This is a genomic window from Gordonia sp. 135 (genome assembly GCF_009720185.1).
GTDB lineage: Bacteria > Actinomycetota > Actinomycetes > Mycobacteriales > Mycobacteriaceae > Gordonia > Gordonia alkanivorans.
Window position 1 is genome coordinate 1,387,056 of the sequence record NZ_CP046257.1, and the last position, 19,717, is coordinate 1,406,772.

The 19,717-nt window shown below is 67.8% G+C and carries 20 protein-coding genes and 2 pseudogenes; 14 read left to right on the top strand and 8 right to left on the bottom strand.

The annotated features are described in order from the left end of the window. The first annotated feature begins 45 nt into the window (after positions 1-45). From GKZ92_RS06355 to GKZ92_RS06370, 4 genes are all read left to right on the top strand, one after another. Positions 46-261: a hypothetical protein gene (locus tag GKZ92_RS06355; RefSeq protein WP_042376614.1), complete on the top strand. Its 216-nt coding sequence runs from the start codon at positions 46-48 to the stop codon at positions 259-261. Between the two features lie 25 nt (positions 262-286). Beyond that, positions 287-1,096 carry an SDR family oxidoreductase gene (locus GKZ92_RS06360; protein WP_042376615.1) on the top strand — a complete coding sequence of 270 codons (810 nt, stop codon included), beginning with the start codon at positions 287-289 and terminating at the stop codon, positions 1,094-1,096. Between the two features lie 2 nt (positions 1,097-1,098). After that, complete coding sequence (cobF, locus tag GKZ92_RS06365) at positions 1,099-1,878, top strand: precorrin-6A synthase (deacetylating) (protein ID WP_042376616.1); 780 nt, start codon at positions 1,099-1,101, stop codon at positions 1,876-1,878. A 156-nt stretch (positions 1,879-2,034) separates the two neighbouring features. Continuing rightward, the gene (locus GKZ92_RS06370) at positions 2,035-3,615 is read left to right on the top strand and encodes an HNH endonuclease signature motif containing protein (RefSeq protein ID WP_042376618.1); all 1,581 of its coding nucleotides are present in this window, start codon (positions 2,035-2,037) and stop codon (positions 3,613-3,615) included. Between the two features lie 5 nt (positions 3,616-3,620). Here GKZ92_RS06370 and GKZ92_RS06375 read toward each other — a convergent pair whose 3' ends face one another. Both GKZ92_RS06375 and GKZ92_RS06380 read right to left on the bottom strand, forming a co-directional pair. Next, entirely contained in the window at positions 3,621-4,370 is a 750-nt protein-coding gene (locus GKZ92_RS06375) for an ABC transporter permease (protein WP_042376620.1), read from the bottom strand. A 10-nt stretch (positions 4,371-4,380) separates the two neighbouring features. After that, positions 4,381-5,121 carry a 3'(2'),5'-bisphosphate nucleotidase CysQ gene (locus tag GKZ92_RS06380; RefSeq protein ID WP_005201111.1) on the bottom strand — a complete coding sequence of 247 codons (741 nt, stop codon included), beginning with the start codon at positions 5,119-5,121 and terminating at the stop codon, positions 4,381-4,383. A 25-nt stretch (positions 5,122-5,146) separates the two neighbouring features. Here GKZ92_RS06380 and GKZ92_RS06385 point away from each other — a divergent pair, with 25 nt between their 5' ends. Further along, positions 5,147-6,052 carry an Fpg/Nei family DNA glycosylase gene (locus GKZ92_RS06385; RefSeq protein ID WP_006359740.1) on the top strand — a complete coding sequence of 302 codons (906 nt, stop codon included), beginning with the start codon at positions 5,147-5,149 and terminating at the stop codon, positions 6,050-6,052. Between the two features lie 3 nt (positions 6,053-6,055). Then, complete coding sequence (locus GKZ92_RS06390; protein WP_006359741.1) at positions 6,056-6,724, top strand: response regulator transcription factor; 669 nt, start codon at positions 6,056-6,058, stop codon at positions 6,722-6,724. On the opposite strand, the gene GKZ92_RS23690 is transcribed toward GKZ92_RS06390, so the two are convergent. Beyond that, the gene (locus tag GKZ92_RS23690; RefSeq protein ID WP_306302402.1) at positions 6,709-7,587 is read right to left on the bottom strand and encodes a HAMP domain-containing sensor histidine kinase; all 879 of its coding nucleotides are present in this window, start codon (positions 7,585-7,587) and stop codon (positions 6,709-6,711) included. The two genes, GKZ92_RS06390 and GKZ92_RS23690, sit on opposite strands and share 16 nt — an antisense overlap. A gap of 158 nt (positions 7,588-7,745) precedes the next feature. Between GKZ92_RS23690 and GKZ92_RS23695 the strand changes: the two genes are divergently transcribed. From GKZ92_RS23695 to GKZ92_RS06420, 6 genes and pseudogenes are all read left to right on the top strand, one after another. Further along, positions 7,746-7,916, top strand: a complete 171-nt coding sequence (locus tag GKZ92_RS23695; protein WP_006359743.1) for a hypothetical protein — start codon at positions 7,746-7,748, stop codon at positions 7,914-7,916. 396 nt (positions 7,917-8,312) lie between these two features. Continuing rightward, positions 8,313-9,917: pseudogene (locus GKZ92_RS06400) on the top strand (thiamine pyrophosphate-binding protein); the annotation flags it as partial. 29 nt (positions 9,918-9,946) lie between these two features. Further along, positions 9,947-10,102 (top strand): annotated as a pseudogene (locus tag GKZ92_RS23700) (SRPBCC family protein); the annotation flags it as partial. Next, positions 10,099-11,124: a 3-oxoacyl-ACP synthase III family protein gene (locus GKZ92_RS06410; RefSeq protein ID WP_081474352.1), complete on the top strand. Its 1,026-nt coding sequence runs from the start codon at positions 10,099-10,101 to the stop codon at positions 11,122-11,124. The pseudogene GKZ92_RS23700 and the gene GKZ92_RS06410, both read left to right, overlap by 4 nt. Beyond that, a complete protein-coding gene (locus GKZ92_RS06415; protein WP_006359746.1) occupies positions 11,121-12,155 on the top strand; it encodes a pyridoxal phosphate-dependent aminotransferase in 1,035 nt (344 codons plus the stop codon). Before GKZ92_RS06410 ends, GKZ92_RS06415 begins: the two co-directional genes overlap by 4 nt. Positions 12,156-12,185: 30 nt before the next feature. Continuing rightward, entirely contained in the window at positions 12,186-12,935 is a 750-nt protein-coding gene (locus GKZ92_RS06420; protein ID WP_006359747.1) for an SDR family oxidoreductase, read from the top strand. On the opposite strand, the gene GKZ92_RS06425 is transcribed toward GKZ92_RS06420, so the two are convergent. Together GKZ92_RS06425 and GKZ92_RS06430 are read right to left on the bottom strand one after the other, a co-directional pair. Then, entirely contained in the window at positions 12,916-13,596 is a 681-nt protein-coding gene (locus GKZ92_RS06425) for an ABC transporter ATP-binding protein (protein WP_006359748.1), read from the bottom strand. The two genes, GKZ92_RS06420 and GKZ92_RS06425, sit on opposite strands and share 20 nt — an antisense overlap. 28 nt (positions 13,597-13,624) lie before the next feature. After that, positions 13,625-14,692 (bottom strand): ABC transporter permease, encoded by a 1,068-nt coding sequence (locus GKZ92_RS06430; protein ID WP_035754888.1) that lies wholly within the window; start codon positions 14,690-14,692, stop codon positions 13,625-13,627. A gap of 184 nt (positions 14,693-14,876) precedes the next feature. Between GKZ92_RS06430 and GKZ92_RS06435 the strand changes: the two genes are divergently transcribed. Beyond that, entirely contained in the window at positions 14,877-16,049 is a 1,173-nt protein-coding gene (locus tag GKZ92_RS06435; protein WP_035754880.1) for a sensor histidine kinase, read from the top strand. Further along, entirely contained in the window at positions 16,046-16,672 is a 627-nt protein-coding gene (locus GKZ92_RS06440; RefSeq protein WP_006359751.1) for a response regulator, read from the top strand. Before GKZ92_RS06435 ends, GKZ92_RS06440 begins: the two co-directional genes overlap by 4 nt. Before the next feature lie 123 nt (positions 16,673-16,795). Here GKZ92_RS06440 and GKZ92_RS06445 read toward each other — a convergent pair whose 3' ends face one another. The 3 genes from GKZ92_RS06445 to pgi all read right to left on the bottom strand — a co-directional run bounded on the left by GKZ92_RS06445 (position 16,796) and on the right by pgi (position 19,683). Further along, complete coding sequence (locus GKZ92_RS06445) at positions 16,796-17,329, bottom strand: hypothetical protein (RefSeq protein ID WP_006359752.1); 534 nt, start codon at positions 17,327-17,329, stop codon at positions 16,796-16,798. Between the two features lie 20 nt (positions 17,330-17,349). Then, a complete protein-coding gene (locus tag GKZ92_RS06450; RefSeq protein WP_035754878.1) occupies positions 17,350-17,874 on the bottom strand; it encodes a hypothetical protein in 525 nt (174 codons plus the stop codon). 111 nt (positions 17,875-17,985) lie between these two features. Continuing rightward, complete coding sequence (gene pgi, locus GKZ92_RS06455) at positions 17,986-19,683, bottom strand: glucose-6-phosphate isomerase (RefSeq protein ID WP_006359754.1); 1,698 nt, start codon at positions 19,681-19,683, stop codon at positions 17,986-17,988. Positions 19,684-19,717: the final 34 nt, after the last annotated feature.

Sequence of the window (19,717 nt, forward strand, 5' to 3'; positions counted from 1 at the left end):
TTGTGCCACTGTTGGCGGTAATCAGGCGAGCGGAGAATTACTGCCATGATCATCGCACTCGCCCTTCTCGCCACGGTGGCCGTTCTGGCCGTCGCCGCACTCGTGTTCTTCACCCGCCGTACGCCTGCCGGAAGTCGTACCCCGCTCCAGCGTTTCGTCGACTGGTGGACTCGCGATCCGAGGCGCCCCTACGGGCCCGACACCGATCGGGTCGCGGTCGAGCTGAGCATCCTCACGCGCCGCTACGACCGCCTCGTCTGAAAGGGGCTGCGATACCGTAGCGGGCGTGAGCTCCCAGATCGTTCTCGTCACCGGCGCGACCAGCGGCATCGGCGCCGAAGTCGCCCGACAGTTCGTTGCCCGCGGCCATCGGGTCTACGGCACGACCCGGAACCCGGACGCCGTGCGCGACCCGATTCCCGGCGTCACCTACGTCCGCCTCGACAACGCCGACTACGGCTCCGCCAATGCCTGCGCGGACCTCGTCGGTCCGGTCGACATCCTGGTCAACAACGCCGGCGAATCCCAGGCCGGCGCACTCGAGGACACCTCGATGCAGGCCATCGAGGATCTGTTCCGCGTCAACGTGTTCGGGCCGGTCGCCCTCACCAAGGCGGTCGTCCCCGGAATGCGCGAGCGGCGTCGGGGAACGGTCGTCATGGTCGGCTCGATGCTGTCGAGCTTCCCCGTCGCGTTCCGGTCCAACTACGCGGCGACGAAGTCGGCGCTGAAGGCCTTCGCACTGGCCACCCGTCGTGAGGTGGCGCCGTACGGGATTCGGATGATCTCGGTGGAACCGGGCACCATCGCCACCGGTATCGGCGACCGCCGATCCATCCATGTCGGCGAGAACTCGCCGTACCGTGCCGAATACGAGACCCTCGCCGCGGCCACCCGACGCAACGAGGATGCTGGGATCAGCGCGGAGGACATGGCCACCCAGATCGTCGACGCCGCGCTCGCCGAACACCCGAAACCGTTCTACGCCAAAGGAAATCAGGCGGGAATCGTGTTCCTCCTGCGTCGGCTCGCGCCCCGCCAGCTGATCCTGGACATGACCGCACGCAAACACGGGCTGCCGAAGGTGAAGAACTGACCGTGCGAATCACGCTGCGGGTCATCGGGATCGGTCCCGGCGGTCCACGCCAGGTCACGCTGCAGGCCATCGACGCCATGACCGACGTCGACGCCTTCCTCGCGCTCGAGAAGGGGACGGCGAAGAGTGGACTGCTCGACGCGCGCCGGGTGATCCTCGACGCGCATGCCCGCGAGGGTTATTCGCTCGTCGAGATCCCCGACCCACCGCGTGATCGTGCACCTGCCGACTATGACGCCGAAGTTCGACGCTGGCACGCCGCACGCGCCGACCTGATCGCCGGCGCACTGCGCGACGAGGTTGGCGACGGCGGGGTCGCGGCCTTCCTCGTCTGGGGCGATCCTGCCCTCTACGACAGCACGCTGCGCATCGTCGACGACCTCGCCGCACGCGACGACCTCGAGCTCACAGTCGAGGTGATACCCGGCGTGACCAGCGCCAGCGCACTGACCGCCGCCCACGGCATCGTCGCCAACCGCGTTGGTGAACCTATCCACATCACCACCGGGCGCCGCCTCGCCGACACCCCCGCCGGTGTCGACGCCAACCAGATCGTGATGCTCGACGGCGATCTCGCCTTCCGCCAGACCGCCGACCCCGACGACCACATCTGGTGGGGCGCCTACGTCGGCACCGACGACGAGATCCTCATCAGCGGCCGGGTCGGCGACGTGACCGAGCAGATCGTCGGAGCGCGAGCCGAAGCCCGCGAGCGCATCGGGTGGATCATGGACATCTATCTGCTGCGGAAGGCTCCCCACACGGCATCGTCGCAGAACTGAAGTCGCCGGCGACCTCATTTCGATGTAACTAGCTGCTGCGCAATCTCTTTGCCACACCCCTGTGGATGAGGATCCGTTCTTGTCGGTGGGGTGTTCTAGATTGGGTGGTGACAGATTCGACCATCCAGGTTGGGCTGTAGACGTTGTGGGGGCAGCGTGAGCAAGTGGACCGATCTACCGGGCGGGTTCCTCGCCAGGGTCGATCCTGCCCACCCCGAACAGTCCGACACCGCAACTCATATGGCGCGGTTCGGTTCGATCCGCCACGGCGAGGCTTACCTGGCGTGGTGCCGATATGAATCGATCGTCACCGTCTACGACCAGCTCGTGGTCAACACCGGTGGCGGGTTTCTCATCGACCGCTACACCGAGATGGTGACCCGGGTGTGCCGTGAAGCCGCCATCACCCGCTACCAGGCCGATCAGTGGGTGGGTGAAGCGCTCGCCCTGCGCGATCGGTTGCCGAAGGTGTTGACCACCCTGCGCGATGGCATCCTGTCGCGCCAGTTGATCCAGACGGTCATCACCCGCACCGACCTCATTTCCGATGACGCGGTCATCGCTGACCTCGATGCCGAGATCGAACGCATCGTGCGTAATCGCAAGGGCGCGTGGACCAACCCGAAACTCCGGGACATGGTCGATCGGCTGGTGTTCCGTCACGATCCTGATGCGGTGCGCGAACGCCGCAAGGAAGCGTTGGACAAGCGTGGGATGTGGACCGAGAACTTCGTCGACGGGACCGGTGAGATCACCGGTGTGATGGCGGCGGAGAACATTCGTATCGCCGCGACAGCGGTGACAGCGTTGGCCGACACGGTCTGCGCCCACGACGGGCGCAACCGTAACCAGCGCAACTCCGATGCCATGTTTGCGCTGTTGACCGGCACCGTCTTCGACTGCCAATGCCGGCGAGCGGATTGTGACGCCGAGATCCCCGACCCCGCCGAGGTGATCCGCGCGGTGAGCACCGAGGTCGTCGTCCACGTCGTCACCGATGCCGCCACCCTCGCGGGCGCTTCGGGGATCGGTTGGGTCGACGGCCAAGGGATCATCTCCGATGAGCATGTGCGTGATCTCGCCGAACAGGTCGACGCGACCATCACACCTGTCACCCCGGTGCGCACACCACCTACGCGTGTGGTCGCCGAACGCCCGACCACCAACGCCTCCGATAATGAGGCCACGTCGGCCGATGTTGCGATCGTCTATCCGGGTGCGCAAGCCGCTGATCCGTATCGGCCGACCACCGCGTGTGCCGATTTCGTGCGGGTGCGTGACGGGTACTGCACCGAACCGGGCTGCGCCCAGTCCGCTTTCGACTCCGATCTGGACCACGTCGCCGAGTACGACCACACCAATCCGGCCCAGGGTGGGTTGACGGCGAGTGAGAACCTCAACGCCAAATGCCGGTTCGGGCACCTACACAAGACCTTCGGCGACTGGATCGACACCCAGTACCGCGACGACGACGGCCGCCTGGTCACCGAGTACCGCACCCCGGAGGGATTCGTCATCCCGGGTGATGCCGAAACCCTGGAAGACTTCTTCCCGAACCTGCGTCGCATCCGCTACGACCAGCCACCCCAAGCACCACCGACCCCACGGGTCATCACCGGCGACGAACCGCCGCGCCCACGCAACCGACTGGCAGACAAACACGCCAGACGGCGAGCCGAACGTGCCCGCAACCAGAAGCAGCGCCTCGCCGACCAGGCAGACCCGCCGCCGTTCTGACAGGGTCACAGCGCCTCGCGCGCCACCAACTCCACCGTGACGAGCATGGCAATCGAACTGACGGCGAGCAGTGCGATGAGTACGAACAACTGCATGGCAGCGGCCGCCCACACGGACGCGCCGCCGAGGACCATGCCCACGAAGGCGCCGGGGATGGTGACCAGCCCGACCGCCCGGGTCTGATCGAGGCCCGGGATGAGTGCGCTCGCCGACGCAGCGGCGCAGATCTCGAGGCGGGCATCGCGGGGGAGCAGACCCAGCGACAACGCGGCCTCGACCTCGCCGCGTCGGGTCGTCAACTCGTCGACGGCGCGTCGGCCGGCGAGCGACGTGGTGACCATGGCGCCGCCCAGCAGGATCCCGGCGGTCGGGATGATGGCGATGCCCTTCGCCGGGAGAACACCTACGAGGGCGAGTGCGATCACGACGACGATCGTCGGGGCCGCCACGGGCGCCAGGCACCGTGCGATCGCGCGAATCCCGGCGTGCTTCGGTCGGATGCGCCGCGCCGACGTCCACGCCGCCGCCACCGCCATCACCACGACGAACAGCGCCGACGCCCAGCGATGCGAGATCACCACTGTCAGTACACCGGCGAGAGCCGCCAACTGGACGACGGCCCGCACCGAGGCCACCACGGTGTCGGTCGCCAAGCCGGATCGACGATTGACCAGCACCGCGACGACGGCGAGCACGACGATCGCGACCGCCAGGACCGGCCCGATCCGAACGACGGCGTCGCCGATTCCGTTCACACCGGCAAGTTCACCAGATCTGCTGCAGGGCTGCGAGCATGGCGTCGCGGATCTCGCTGCGGCAGATCACGAAATCGGGCATGTAGGGGTGGCGGTTGTTGTAGACGATCTCCGAACCGTCCAGGCGACTGCAGTGCAGGCCCGCCGCCAGGGCGACCCCGACCGGTGCGGCGTTGTCCCACTCGTACTGGCCACCGGCGTGGACGTAGGCGTCCGCGTCGCCCCGGACGACGGCCATCGCCTTGGCGCCGGCCGACCCGACCGGAACCATCTGCAGGCCGAGCCGGTTGGACACATAGCTCGTCTCGTACGAGCCGCCCCACCGCGAGGTCACCATGCGACGGGTCAGTTCGCCGCCCGGTTTCTCGACGGTGTCGGCGCGGAACAGTTCACCGGTTGCCGGCAGCGACACCGCGGCCTCGGTGACCACGCCGTTCTCCGTCAAGGCCACGTGCACAGCCCAGTCCGCGCTGCCCGCGGCGAATTCCCTTGTGCCGTCGAGCGGGTCGATGATCCACACGCGCTGGGCCGTCGAGCGGTCGCCGACATCGGCCGCCTCTTCGGACAGAACGGCGTCGCGCGGACGGTGTTTGCGCAGGACCGTGGAGATCCACGCCTGGGCCAGCGCATCGCCGACATCGCCGAGCATGCTGCCGGTCATCAGATCGCCATGACGAATCCCGAGGAGTATCTCCCCGGCTCCCTGGGCGATCCGGGCGGCCAGCTCGGCGTCGGAAAGTCGGGAAGTCATCCCTTTACTAGAGCACACTGGTGGCATGCCCGAGCTCCCTGAGGTGGCCGCCATCGCCGACTATGTCGACGGTCGCGCGGCCGGACTCCCGATCCGGCGAGTCGACGTCGCGTCCTTGTCCGTGCTCAAGACGGCCGACCCGCCGTACACCGCGCTCACCGGCCGGATCGTCGAATCGGTCGGCCGGGTGGGCAAATACCTGGTCATCCGGACCATCCCCGGCCAGAACCAGGACAATCCGCCGGCGACCGCATCCGAACCCGAGCTGTCGCTGGTCATCCACCTGTCGAGGGCCGGCTGGGTGCGGTGGAGCGAGGACCTCTCACCCAAGCCGCTACGCCCGGGCGGCAAGTCGCCGATCGCGCTGCGGGTGCACTGCGGGCTACCTGGCGAGGGCTTCGACGTCACCGAGGCCGGAACCCAGAAGCGGCTGGCGGTGTGGCTCGTCCGCGACCTCGCCGAGATCGACCGCGTCGCCGGGCTCGGCCCCGACGCCCTGGAACTGACCGAGGAACATTTCGCCGAGATCCTCGCCGGTACCACCGGACGTGTGAAGAACGTGCTCACCGACCAGCACACCATCGCCGGGATCGGCAACGCCTACTCCGACGAGATCCTGCACACCGCGCGACTGTCGCCGTTCGCATCGTCGAAGACCCTGAAACCCGATCAGGTGAGCGCCCTGTACGACGCGATGCGCGCCGTGCTCACCGACGCCACGGGGCGTCTCGAAGGGCAGACCGTCGCCCGGTTGAAGTCGGAGAAACGCACCGGACTCCGCGTGCACGCGCGCACCGGACTGCCGTGTCCGGTCTGCGGCGACACCGTCCGCGAGGTGTCCTTCGCCGACCGGTCCTTCCAGTACTGCCCAACCTGCCAGACCGGTGGCAAGGTCCTCGCCGACCGCCGGATGTCGCGGCTTCTGAAATGAGCGATGGTGCACGCGCTCGTCGTCGACGATGACATCAGGGCAGCGGAGACCGTCCGCCGGATGCTCGTCAGTGACGGGTGGGCGGTCACGGTGGCCTTCGACGGTCCGGATGGGCTGTGGCGGGCCACCGAGGGCAGCTACGACGTGATCGTGCTCGACATCATGATGCCCGGGATGAACGGGTACCGCGTGCTGCAGAGCCTTCGGGAACGCGAGATCTGGACGCCGGTCATGATGCTGAGCGCGAAGGACGGCGAGTACGACCAGGCGGAGGCACTCGACTGCGGCGCCGACGATTACCTGGTCAAACCGTTCTCGGTTGTCGTCCTCAAGGCGCGACTGCGTGCGCTGGTGCGTCGCGGTGCGCCGGAGCGTCCCGTGACCCTGTGCGCCGGTGACCTCTCCCTCGACCCGGCAGAACATCTCGTCCGGCGCGGGGACACCCCGATTCCCCTGACCCCACGGGAGTACGCGGTGCTCGAGTGCCTCATCCGGCACGCCGGCACCGTCGTCTCGAAAGCCGACATCCTGCACTCGGTCTGGGACGAGAACTACGAGGGCGACCCCAACATCATCGAGGTGTACATCGCTTACCTGCGCAAGCGGATCGACCAGCCGTTCGGCGTGCGCAGCATCAGGACCGTCCGCGGGGTGGGCTACCGCATCGGCTGACGTGGCGGCATCGCGAGCGCCGTGCTGACCGCGCCGTCGGGGAGGCGACGCGCCGTCGGCAACGAGATGACGAAGGTGACGCCGTGTGCGAACCCGGCGGGCGGGTCCTGCACGGACACCGAACCGCCATGCGCGCGGACGATCTCGCGGACGATCGACAACCCGAGTCCGGAGCCGCTGCGGTTGCGGCGGTCGCCGTCGAGCCGCGTGAAGCGGTCGAAGATGACGTCGCGACGATCCCGGGGGATCCCCGGTCCGTCGTCGGTCACCGCGATCGATGCGACGCCGGTCCTCGGGTCGAAGGACATGTCGAACCGGACCGTCGACGCCGCATAGCGGACGGCGTTCTCGGCGAGATTCCGGATGGCGCGGGACAGCTTCTCCGGATCGCCGGCCAACCGGATCGGGATGATCGTCGCCGCGACCGCGGCCAGACCCAGCGACCGCAGGCGACGTGCCTCGGAGGCGACTATGTCGTCGAGGTCGACGTCCCGGATGTGCAGCGGCACACCGTATTCGTCGGAGCGGGCGAGCAGCAGCAGGTCGTCGACCATGTTCTGGAGCCGACGGGCCTCGGGGAGCAGGAGTGTGCGGAGGGTCCGTACATCGATCGGGGAGTCGGTGTCGTCGGCGAGGTCGAGCAGGCCGACCACCGTGGTAAGCGGACTGCGCATCTCGTGGGAGGCGTCGCCGACGAATCGCAGCTGCGCGGCCCGGCTCTGTTCGAGACGTTCGAGCATCGAGTTCATGGTGGTGGCCAGCCGAGTCACCTCGTCGTCGGTGGACGGGACCGGCACGCGGCGGGACATATCGGACGCGGTGATCGCGGTGACCTGCTCGGTGATCCGCCCGACCGGCCGCAGCGCGACCCGCGAAGAACCAGATGGCCACCGCGGACAGCAGCACCAGGACGGGGAGTTCGACGGCGAGCACGAGTGCGGTGTTGATCAGGCTCTGCCGGTACGCGTCCGCCGAGACCGCCACGACCACCGTGTAGACGGCCCCGTCGTGGGAGGTGGCGGTGACAGTCGCGCAGAACTCGACCTCGCTGCCGGGCACCAACCGGCCCTGGACCTGCGTCGACGCCCAGATCGCCGGACGCTCGGACGTCACCGGATCGCCGGCCGCCCCGGGGGAGGACGCCACCACCCGACCGTTTCCGTCGATCACCTGCACGATGTCGGCCCCGTAGCCCATCCCCAACGATTCCGGGGAGATCGCCGAGATACCGCCGTCGCGGATCTCGGCCGCGATCTCGTACGCCCGGTAGCCGGTCTCGTCGTACATGGTCCTGCTGTCGGCGCGATTCAGCATGAACAACATCACCGCGCCGCCGATCAGAAGGGCAATGGTGACGAGGAACGTCCCGACGATCGTGGATCGGATGCGGACGCCCTGGCTGCGTCGAAGAAGAGCGGGGCGTGGAAGACCGGACATCGCAACTCCTCGCCGGTGCGTACAGCGACAGCCATCCGGCGACAGCACCTGCTGATCACTCAGCGTAGGTCGCCACGGGGTCGTCGGAGAAGTGTTCGGTCGGTGTACTACTTCAGCGGTTCTTCAGGTTCGGGGTCGCAGAGTTGTCGGCATGACCTTGACCGCAGATCGCAAGCACCGCGGAGGCCCCGCCGGCACCGGGCGCACAGCTGCTCCGACCGTGGCCGAATACATTGTGGAACAACTCATCTCATCGTCGATGGGCATCGCGTTCGGGGTCCACGGAGCCAACATCGAAGACCTGTACGACGCCGCGACGCGGGCGCCGGGGATGACAGCGATCGTCGCCAAACACGAGTTCGCCGCCGGTGCGATGGCGGACGGGACGGCCCGGATTTCCGGTACGCCCGGAATCGTGATGACCACGTCTGGTGGCGGGGCCATGAACGTCGTCCCCGCCCTTGCCGAGGCCTACGACACTCGTGTGCCGGTTCTGGCACTCACCGGGACCGCGCCGACGTCGCTGGTCGGTAGTGGAGCGTTCCAGGACATGCTCGCGCCGCCCGACACCGTCGACATCGCGGGTGTTCTCTCGGCCATCACGGGTTCGTGTTCGGTCGTCGGTCACGCCGACGAGGTGCCCGCCGCGCTGGCGACGGCGTTCGCCACGCTCCGCCGAGGACTGCCGGCTGCCGTCCTGCTGCCCAAGGACATCCAGTCCGCGCCGGCCCCCGAACTGCGGCAGCTGCACACGGGGGAGTGGGCGCAGCACGGTGCCGAGGTGACGGGACCGTCCTTGTCCGCCCTGGCCGACGAACTGAGTGCGCTCGCGGAATCCGATGCGCGGCTGGTCCTCTGGGTGGAGGCCTCCCGTGCGGGCGTCGGTCCGCAGGTCGAGGCTCTCGCCTCCGCACTCGGAGCGGTCGTCGTCGCGGCCCCGGGCGGCCGCGACCTCCTCCGGGACGGCGACGGCGTCGCGGGCGTCACCGGGGTGATGGGACACCCATCGGCGCACCGTGCCGTCGCCGACGCGGACCTCTGCCTCGTCCTCGGGTGCCGGATGACGATGACCGATCGCGCCGACCTCGACGAACCGTTGAGACGCGTCCGACTCGTCCACCTGGGGTCCGAACGGCCGCGCGTGCCCGGCGACGTCGACCATGTGCGGTGCACCGACCTCGCGGCCGCGATCTCGCAGCTCACCGGTGAGATTCGACGCCCTCGCGGCCACGACCGTCCGCGCGAGGCGGTCGCGGTGACCCATCTGCCGGTGCCGCCCGGCGGATCGGGCCTGGGCATGCGCACCGCGATCGGGGAGATCGGGCGAATGTTGCCGCCGGACACCCCGGTTTTCGCCGACGCCGGCAACGCAGGAGCCGCCGCCATCCATCACCTCCCGTTCGGTCACGGCCGGTTCGTGGTGGCACTGGGCATGGGCGGTATGGGATACGCGATCGCGGCGGGTGTCGGCAATGCCATCCGCGAGGCGGTGGACTCCACGCTGGCCGAGGGACAGCCGACACGCACCGTCGTGATCGCCGGTGACGGCGCCTTCTTCATGCACGGCATGGAAATCCACACGGCCGTCGAACACGACGCCCCCGTCACCCTCGTGCTGCTCAACAACAACGCGCACGCGATGTGCATCACCCGGGAACGCCTCTTCTTCCCGGATACGCCCAGCGTCAACAGGTTTCGTCCCAGTGACCTGGCCGGTGGTTTGGCCGCCATGTTCGACGGCCTCCTCGTCGCCCGTGCCTCCGATCCCGCGTCCGTACGCACCTCCCGGAGACCGCCCCGCCCGAACGCCCGGTGTGGGTGGGCGACTTCTGGGACACCTTCGCCCCCGGCCACCAGATCGAACTCGACAACCTCACCGCCATCGCCGAATACCGCCACCGCAACGGCCTCCCGCTCACCCCAGAATGGATGCGATCATGACACCGAACCCGGTCAGCCTCGTCGACCTCGCCACCTACCTACCTGAAAAGATTGTTCCCGCAGCGTATTACGCGCAGTACGCCGAAGACGACACCCTTGCGGACAACGTGATGTTCCGCGCCCCGGCCTTCCGTCATCACGCGGCGGAGGGGGAGACGTCGGCGGACATGATGATCTCGGCGACGCGCGAACTGTTCGAGCGGCACGGCGACGACTTCCTCGACGACGTCGACGTGGTCCTGACGCACAGCCAGTTGCCCGAGGTGCCGGTGCGCGGCTGCGGCGGAGAACTCGCCCATCGGCTCGGCATCCGGCCGTCGACGGTGCTGGACGTGCACAACGGAGGGTGTGCCGCGTTCATCTTCATGATCCAGATCGCCGGAGCCCTGCTCCGCGCCGGAGGAGGCCACAAGGCGTTGCTGGGACTGGCGCGGAACAGCGCGGGCCAGGTCTTCACCCAGGAGCAGGTCCGCGGCAAGGCGCAGGCCGCCATCCCGGGAGACGGTGCGGCCGTGGCCGTTCTGACCGTCGACGACGTCGCCGCCAGCCCGATCCTGGGCCTTCGCTGCCACTCGTTCGGGCAGTACTCCGGCGACATGACCGGCGTCTCCGATCCGCCGCGCAAGTACTGGGAGGCAGGGTCGGGCCAGATGCACATCGGGTTCACCGACTCCAAGATCGCGAAGGTGCTCGCGCGCGGGAACCGCATGGTTCCCGAGGTCGCCATCGAGGTCGCCGACGAAATCGGCATCTCGCCGGCGGACCTCGACTGGTTCGTGACCAACCAGCCCAGCCGGATCTTCCTGCGGAACTGGCGCGAGGCGCTCGAGCTTCCGGACAGCCATCACCCGGACACCTTCGACGAGTGCGGCAACCTGTTCGCCGTCGCCATCCCGGTCACGCTCGACGCGGCCATCTCCGACGGACGTATCGGCGAGGGCGACGTCGTGATGATGGCGGCCTTCGCCCACGCCGGCGATTTCTCCGGGGCGGCCGCGATGAGATGGGCAGGCCGGCCATGAGCCCGCCCCTGGCCGGCGGGGTGTCCTGGCCGAGCCTCCGCCTGGATCTGAACGAGTCGCCCTACCCGCCGCTGCCGTCGGTCGCAGCAGCGCTCCAGCACGAGATCCCCGAGTCCCACCGGTATCCCGATTTCCTGCCGGACCGCACGCGCGGGCAGATCGCCTGCCATCTCGGGGTCGTACCGGAACGCGTCACGGTCGGCCCCGGTGCGACCGGAGTTGCGCTGGCGGTGTTGCAGTATGCGGTGCGACGGGCCGTGGACGCGGGCGTCGGGACACCCGCGCTGCTCACCTCCACCCCGACCTTCGACGGCTATCCGATCCTCGCGCGGGTGGTCGGGATGCGCTTCGGCGCGGTGGATCTCGACGACGACGGCTCGGTCGACCTCAACCGCCTGTTCGGGGCGATCACGCCCGATACGGCGGTCGTGGTGCTCTGTTCGCCGCACAACCCGACCGGTGCCGTGGTGAACGGGGGCGACCTCAACCGGTTCCTCGCAGCGGTGCCGCCACACGTGATGACGATCGTCGACGAGGCGTACGTGGAGTTCAGCGAGACCGCATCCGATCTCCACCGGCTGATCCGGAACCCCGGCGTCGTCGTGCTGCGGACGTTCTCCAAGGCGTACGGTCTGGCGGCGCTCCGCGTCGGATACGGCATCGGCACCACCGAGCAGATCACCGAAGTGCGCGGCCACGAGGTGCCGTTCGCGGTGGGTCGCGCGGCGATGGCGGCGGTCCCGGTCGCGCTCGACGCGGAACTCGAGCTCGCACAACGCGTCCGCTCCATGAGGGGGGAGCGGGACCGGTTGACCGACATGCTGGCGCAGATGGGCGTCCGCGTCGTGCCCAGCCACGCCAACTTCGTCTTCCTCCCCGGCGCGGAGGGCGTGGCCGTCGGACGGATGCTCCGGGGGATCGGGGTCGCGGTGAAGGAGTGCGGCGCGGCCGGAACGCGGATCACGGTGGGCGACCGTTCCGGCACCGATCGGGTCATCAGCGCACTACGGCTGACGTCGCGGTCCGCGTAGCCCGGGGCCGATGCCGGTAGGTTCGGGTCCATGACCTCGACGACACGGCAGAAGATCCTCATCACCGGTGCGAGTTCCGGACTCGGCGAGGGCATGGCCCGCCGATTCGCCGCCCAGGGGCGTTCGCTGGCGCTCGCCGCGCGGCGCCTCGACAACCTCGAGGCGCTGGCCACCGAACTGCGCCAGTCCGCGGATCGGGTCGCGATCGCGCAGCTCGACGTCACCGACCTCGACGCGGTACCCGTCACCTTCCGCGCGCTGGCCGACGAACTCGGGGGTCTCGACCGCGTCGTCGTCAATGCCGGCCTCGGCAAGGGCGCACCGATCGGCACCGGGAAGGCAGCCGCCAACATCGAGACCGTGCAGACCAACCTCGTCGGCGCGCTCGCGCAGGCCGAGGCCGCCCTCGAGATCTTCCGCGAGCAGAACAGCGGCCACCTCGTGCTCGTCAGCTCCATCTCGGGTGTTCGCGGCATGCCCAAGGCCCAGGCGGCGTACTCGGCTTCGAAGGCCGGTCTCACCGCGCTCGGGCAGGGGTTGCAGGCCGAGTTCGCGAACTCGCCCATCTCGGTGTCGATCGTGGCGCCCGGTTACATCGAGACCGACATCAACCGGGGCGTGAAGACCTCGCTGATGGTCGACACCGACAAGGGCGTCGACGCCATGGTCGCCGCGATCGAGGCCGAGAAGGCCTGGGCGCCGGTGCCTGCCTGGCCGTGGACGCCGATCGCGGCGGCCCTCAAATACCTGCCGGGGTCGATCAGTCGTCGGATGATCTGAGCACTGCGCCGTTGTGGATGCCGTAGGCGTTGTCGACAAGCCTGAGCTGACTCAGGTCGTGGGTGACCATCACGGTCGCTATGTCCCGGTCGCGACTCAGATCCGCGAGCAGAGCGACGATCTCTCGGCTGCGGTCCTCATCGAGAGCCGAGGTCGGTTCGTCGACAAGTAGTACCGAGGGGTTGTTCATCAGCCCGCGGGCGATTGATACCCGCTGCCGCTGGCCACCTGACAGCTGGTGGGGACGTCGATCCAGTTGTCGTTCGAGACCGAGGGAACACAACAGGTCCGTGGCGCGGATGCGGCTGTCGCGGACCGATCCGCCGGCGAGGTGGGTCATCATCTGTAGCTGTTCGACTGCGGTCAGAGACGGCAGGAGATTCGACTGCTGGAACACGAAACCGAGCTTCTCGCGCCGCATGGTGGTGCGGTCGCCACGGCCCAGTCCCGACATGTCGGTGCCGTCGATGATGACGCGACCCTCATCGGGGGTGATCAGCAGCCCGGCGACGGCGAGCAGACTCGACTTGCCGGACCCAGAGGGTCCGGTTACGGCGACGAATTCGCCGCGCGCCACGTCGAAATCCACGTCGTCGAGGGCGCGTAATCGCTCGTCGCCGTCGGGGTAGGTGAGGACGATGCGTTTCAGGGAGATGCTCATGTTCGAGGTCTTTGGGTTCGGGAGTGACTCAACGGGCGGCAGCGAGGGCGGTCAGGGGATCAATCTTGATGACGCGGGCCAGAGAGGCGGCCGCGCCGATCATGCCCATCGCGACGAGGATCAAGAATGGAACCAGCGTGTTGGCAGGCGTGAGCGCGAAGGGAACCGCCTGCGCAGCGATCGTTCCCAACCCGAACGCGGCCAAGGCCCCCGAGCCGGCACCGACCACGAGCACGATCAAGCTCTGACCGAGCGCGTCGCGCAGCAGGTACCCGGTGGACGCGCCGACCGCCTTGAGGACGGCGAGTTCCTGGCCGCGCTGGATGGTCCATACGGTGAAGAAGGCGCCGACGACCAGTGCACTGACGATCATGAGCATCGCCTGCATCAACAGCAGCGATCCGCGCTCGGAGGTGTACGAGCCGATTGCTTCGAGCGCACCGTTCTGATCGGTGATGGCGGTTCCGGTAGCGGCTTCGACGTCGCCGGCGTCGAAGTCACCGGAGGTGCGTAGCGCCACCACCGTGCCGTCTGCGCCCCCGGCCGACGGCAGCGTTGTCCAGGCGGCGCGGTCCATCCAGATCACGGGCTGGTGACTGTAGAACGAGTCGTCGACCAGGGCGGCAATGATGAAGTGTTTGTCGCTCATCGTGATTCGGGTTCCCGTCGCCCAGCCGTTGTCCTTTGCCAGGTCAGCGTCGACGGCTACCGTCCCGGGGCCCAGCGGGACCGGGGCGGCGAAGGAGCGCCCGTCGACACCGAAGGCCGCGGCAGCGACTTCCCGGCCGTCAACGCTGATCCGTGCCGAGGCGATCCCGATGATCGACGCGGCCCGGACGCCGTCAGCGGCGGCCAGGTCGTCCTGCTGCCGCGGGGTCACGGTCGATTCCGTGAACGAAACCGGCTGCCCGTCGGCCGGCACGCTGAAAGCAAAGTGGTCGGCGCCGAGATTCTTGATCGCGGCGATGGACTGATCGCCGAGTCCGGAGGTCAGCCCCGACAGCATGACCACCATCAGCGAAATGAGGAACAGGGCCGAGCTCATGAGGGTGAATCGGCCCTTTGCAGAACGAAGATCACGGATGCTGAGGAACATGTATTCCAGGGTCGCGAAGTGAAGAGGGGCAGACATCGCGCTTCGGTTGGGTTCGCCGATCCATCAAAAGTTGGAGATCGGTGTCTGGCGCCACGAAAGCCAGTGATGCGCTGTTAGCGTGAGCGCGGTGTCGAGGAGTGGTCTGCGAGCATCCGCCGTGCCCCATCCGGGCGATGGCGGACCGGTGCTGCGTGTCATGCAGGTCGGCGCGCATCTACTGTTCTTCCTGCTCTTGAGCGTCGGTATCGTGCGCGCCGTCGCCGACAGCGACCATCCCGCTCCGGTTGTCTCGCTCGCTGCTGTGGTCGCGGCGTGGTACCTGTGCGGCATCTGGTTCGTGCGGCGTCGAGGTCTCGAGAACGGCGAGCCGATAGAGCGTCGGCTGGGGCAGCTGTGGTTCGCGGTGTTGGTGGTCGGGTGGCTGATGCTCATGCTGGCTGATGCCAACTTCGTCTGGCTGGCGTTCGCCCTGTTCTTCTTGTGTTTTCCCTTGTTCTCGACTCCGATCGCTCTGACGGTGACCGCCGTGTTGACGGGGGCCGCGATCGCGGCGACTCTGTGGCACGGCACAACCAACACGGCGGCCTCGATTGTCGGGCCGGTGTTCGGAGCGGCTGCCGCCGCAGGGATGGCTGTGGTCTATCAGCAACTGGTGCGGCAGTCGACTCAGCGACAGCAGTTGGTGGACGAGCTCACCGAGGCACACCGCGAACTACTCGACGCGCAGGATGAACTGGTGGCGTTGCAGCGCGAAACCGGTGCGCTCGCCGAACGCTCCCGGCTCGCTCGGGACATCCACGACACTCTGGCGCAGGGATTTTCGTCGATCCTGCTGTTGTCTCGTGCCGGGCAGCGGGGCCCGGGAGATCCCACAGCGATCTTCACGCAGATCGCCGAGACCGCGCAGCAGAACCTCGTCGAGGCACGCCGGGTGGTCGAAGCCCTCGCACCGGCCGCGCTGGAGACCGCACCGCTGCAGTCCGCGCTGCGTCGTCTCCTCGATCAATTGCAGCGCCAGACCGGCATCACCGCTGAACTGATCACCGATGGCGAGACGATGTCACCCATCATGGACTATGACGTCGCCCTGCTCAGAGTGGCGCAGAGTGCCCTGGCGAACGTGCGGCTGCACTCGCAGGCTCGACGGGTACGGGCGACGTTGAGCTACTCCTCGGACGAGGTGCGGCTCGACATCGTCGATGACGGTATCGGCTTCGACCAGCGTGAGGCCGGCGGATTCGGGTTGCGCTCGATGCGAGACCGACTTGCCGAACTCGGCGGCACCCTCGTCGTCGAATCGGCCCCAGGAGACGGAACCGCCGTCGCCGCCACTCTTCCGATCGGGAGGTCAGCGTGAGCGGGGTGCGGGTACTGCTCGTCGACGATCACCCAGTAGTCCGGGCGGGGTTACGCGCGTTGCTGGCCTCCCACGACGACGTTTTGGTGGTGGCCGAGGCTGCCTCGGGCGAGGAGGCAGTGGCTTCGGCGATGAGCACGAAGCCCGACGTGGTGTTGATGGATCTGCGACTTGGCGACGGAATAGACGGGGCCCAGGCGACCGCTCAGATTGTGGCGGCCTCTGATCCGCCGCGGGTCGTGGTGCTCACCACTTATGACACTGACGCTGACATTCTGCGAGCCGTCGAAGCCGGCGCGGCCGGTTATCTGCTCAAGGACACCGATCCGGAGGTGTTGATCGAATCGGTATTTGCAGCGGCGCGGGGGGAGACCGTCTTGGACCCCGACGTCGCTCGGCGCCTCTATCGACGCATGCAGCGGCCACCGGCCGATCTCAGCGCCCGCGAGGTCGAGGTGCTCTCGCTGGTGGCCAAGGGATTGTCCAACCGGGCCATTGCGAAGCAGCTGGTGGTGAGTGAAGCCACAGTCAAATCCCATCTGGTGCACGCGTTCACCAAGCTGGACGTCGACAATCGCACCGCCGCGGTCGTGGCCGCGCGTGAACGAGGTCAGATCATCTGATCGGAACGTACGCGGCAGTACTCGACCGGTGGACCGTGACCGATCGCTGAACGCGGCCGCAGCTCGACGTGACCGACCTCGACGCGGTACCGCTCGCCTTCGGGGCGACTACTTCCAGGGCGACTACTGCCAGTAGCTTTCGTCGAACACCTCGTCGGGGATCTCGTCGCCCGGTTCGACGCCGAGTTTCTCGAGTCGTCCCATGATCGCGGCGGCGGTGGCCACGAAGGTCACGAGATCTTCTGACTCGACGGATCTTTCGGCCGGATCACCGCCGAGGAACTCGTACAGTGCCGGTGGTACACAGGCGCCCATGTCGAGTGCGCGGGTTCCCGTGGCGGACCGCCAGGCGTCAAAGCTGGCGACGTCGACGGCCTCGGCGACCTCGCCCGTCCGGACGGCGGCGAGGACGTCGACGAGGGTCGCCAGCTCACCCGATGATCCGCTGGATGCGTCGAACCCGAACACCGTCTCGGCGTCAATCGATTCGTCCTCGGCGAGGGTGAAGTAGACGACGCCACGCCAATCCGAGGCCAGTGCCTCGATGTCGGTCCGCCCGAAGATGTCTCCTAGCAACTCGCTGACCTGCTCGCGACGGCGACTCCCGAACAGCTGGAATGCGCCCGACGCCACGATCTGTCCCTGCTTGTTCGCCACAGACCGTCACCTTACGCACGTCAGTCGTCGATGCCGAGCACGACCACGCGGCCTGTCGACGGCGACAGATACACGGTCGCCTGCCATTCGCCCGACGAGAACGCGTCGTCGACGTGCGGCCCACCCACGAAATCGCCGGCCGGGATGACGTCGCGCAAGTCGGCGGCCACCGAGTCGGGCGTAGAGACAGGCACAGCGTGGTACCCATCGGCCCAGGCGGTTACTCGGTCGGGGCCGACGTCGACGACGGCGTCGAACCAGTAGGTGGTGGGACCGGGAACACGCTCGGAAGCGCCGGGTGCGGACCCGAGCGTGCCGGCCACCCAGCCGTCGACGTTCCCGTCGGCGAGCAGCGGGAACCGGATTGCGACCGCCTCGATGTCCCTGCTGGGACCGGCGGTTACGACCTTGGCCAACGGCAACGTGGAGGTCGAGGTCCTGGGCGCACGGTCGACGGGATCGCCGGGCGTGCAGCCGGCGCCCACGAGAGCCAGTGCGGTGACCGCGAATCCGGCCGCGAGTCGTCGAATCCGTTGTGGCAGCATCCCGCCACGGTAGCTTCCCGCGGCACCGCTTCCCATCCGCTTATTGGATCCGATAAGCGCGAGGGAACCGGCCGGGCGGGAAGGAAACCCGCACGCGGGAGCGGCCGATCTTCAGACCGCGCGACCCCGGTGCCTGCGGTACCAGGCGACCAGCTCATTGGTCGACGAATCGGCGTCGGCGGCGGGCGCGTCGGCCTGGGTGATGGTGCCCAGCAGCGCCTTTGCCTGGGTTTTGCCGAGTTCGACGCCCCACTGGTCGAACGGGTTGATCCCCCAGACGGCGCCCTCGACGAAGACCTGGTGTTCGTACAGGGCGACCAGCTGTCCGATCACCGAGGGCGTCAGCCGGGGAGCGAGGATCGAGGTGCTGGGACGGTTACCCGGCATCACCTTGTGCGCCACCACATGTGCGGGCACCCCCTCGTCGGCGATCTCGTCGGCGGTCTTGCCGAAGGCGAGCACCTTGGTCTGCGCGAAGTAGTTGCTCATCAGCAGGTCGTGCATCGACCCCGACCCGTCGGGGCCTGCGGGTAGGTCGTCGGTGGGCTCGGCGAAACCGATGAAGTCGGCCGGCACGATCCGCGTGCCCTGGTGCAGGAGCTGGTAGAAGGCGTGCTGGCCGTTGGTTCCCGGTTCGCCCCAGAAGATCTCGCCGGTGTCGGTGGTGATGTGGTGTCCGCTCGCGGTCACCGACTTGCCGTTCGACTCCATCGTCAGCTGTTGCAGGTAGGCGGCGAAGCGCGCCATGTCGTTGCTGTAGGGGAGGACAGCCCGGGTGCCGATGTCCCAGAAGTTGTTGTACCAGAGGCCGATCAGGCCGAGGATGACCGGTGCGTTCTGTTCGAGCGGCCGGGTGCGGAAGTGTTCGTCGACAAGATGGAATCCCTCGAGGAACTCGGCGAAGCGCTCCTTGCCGATCGCGGCCATCACCGACAGGCCGATCGCCGAGTCGACGGAGTAGCGACCGCCCACCCAGTCCCAGAAGCCGAACATGTGGGTGGTGTCGATGCCGAACTTCGCCACCTCGTCGGCGTTGGTGCTCACCGCGACGAAATGCTTTGCCACCGCCTCGGTCCCGGCGTCGAGGGCCTGCAGCAACCAGCTCCGCGCGGCGGCCGCGTTGGTCAGCGTCTCGAGAGTGGTGAAGGTCTTCGACGCGATGATGAACAGGGTGGTCTCGGGGTCGAGACCGTCGAGGGTGCCGACCATGTCCGCGGGATCGACGTTCGAGACGAAGTGGCAGCGGATACCGTCGTCGACGTAGTGGCGAAGCGCCTGGTACACCATGACCGGTCCCAGATCCGATCCGCCGATGCCGATGTTCACCACATCGGTGATGCGTTTTCCGGTGTGGCCCTTCCACTCTCCGCTGCGGAGACGGTCGGTGAACTCGCCCATCCGGTTGAGGACCTCGTGAACGTCGGCGACCACGTCCTGCCCGTCCACGGAGAGTGTCGCGTCGGCGGGCAGACGAAGAGCGGTGTGCAGGGCGGCGCGGTCCTCCGAGGTGTTGATGTGCGCCCCGGCGAACATGTCGTCGCGGCTCTCCTCCAGCCCGACCTCGCGCGCCAGGCTCATGAGCAGTTCGAGCGTCTCCCGCGTCACCCGGTGCTTGGAGTAGTCGATGTGCAGATCGCCGACGTCGACGGTCAGTTCGCGGCCGCGCTCGGGATCGATCGCGAACACCTCGCGCAGATGCATGGCGTACACATGCGGCTGGTGCGCGGCGAGAGCCTGCCAGGACTGTGTTGCGGTGATGTCGCCGTGGTCGGTGCCGGTGAAGTCGCTGCCGGGTGCCTGCGTGCTCATGACACCCAACCCTATGTCGTCGGCGTCTCCACCG

Coding starts and splice junctions, on each gene's coding strand:
- GKZ92_RS06415 (WP_006359746.1), top strand. CDS start 11,121: ATGAGCCCGCCCCTGGCCGGCGGGGTGTCCTGGCCGAGCCTCCGCCTG.
- GKZ92_RS06425 (WP_006359748.1), bottom strand. CDS start 13,596: ATGAGCATCTCCCTGAAACGCATCGTCCTCACCTACCCCGACGGCGAC.
- GKZ92_RS06390 (WP_006359741.1), top strand. CDS start 6,056: ATGGTGCACGCGCTCGTCGTCGACGATGACATCAGGGCAGCGGAGACC.
- GKZ92_RS06450 (WP_035754878.1), bottom strand. CDS start 17,874: ATGCTGCCACAACGGATTCGACGACTCGCGGCCGGATTCGCGGTCACC.
- GKZ92_RS06430 (WP_035754888.1), bottom strand. CDS start 14,692: ATGTTCCTCAGCATCCGTGATCTTCGTTCTGCAAAGGGCCGATTCACC.
- GKZ92_RS06355 (WP_042376614.1), top strand. CDS start 46: ATGATCATCGCACTCGCCCTTCTCGCCACGGTGGCCGTTCTGGCCGTC.
- GKZ92_RS06380 (WP_005201111.1), bottom strand. CDS start 5,121: ATGACTTCCCGACTTTCCGACGCCGAGCTGGCCGCCCGGATCGCCCAG.
- GKZ92_RS06420 (WP_006359747.1), top strand. CDS start 12,186: ATGACCTCGACGACACGGCAGAAGATCCTCATCACCGGTGCGAGTTCC.
- pgi (WP_006359754.1), bottom strand. CDS start 19,683: ATGAGCACGCAGGCACCCGGCAGCGACTTCACCGGCACCGACCACGGC.
- GKZ92_RS06410 (WP_081474352.1), top strand. CDS start 10,099: ATGACACCGAACCCGGTCAGCCTCGTCGACCTCGCCACCTACCTACCT.
- GKZ92_RS06385 (WP_006359740.1), top strand. CDS start 5,147: ATGCCCGAGCTCCCTGAGGTGGCCGCCATCGCCGACTATGTCGACGGT.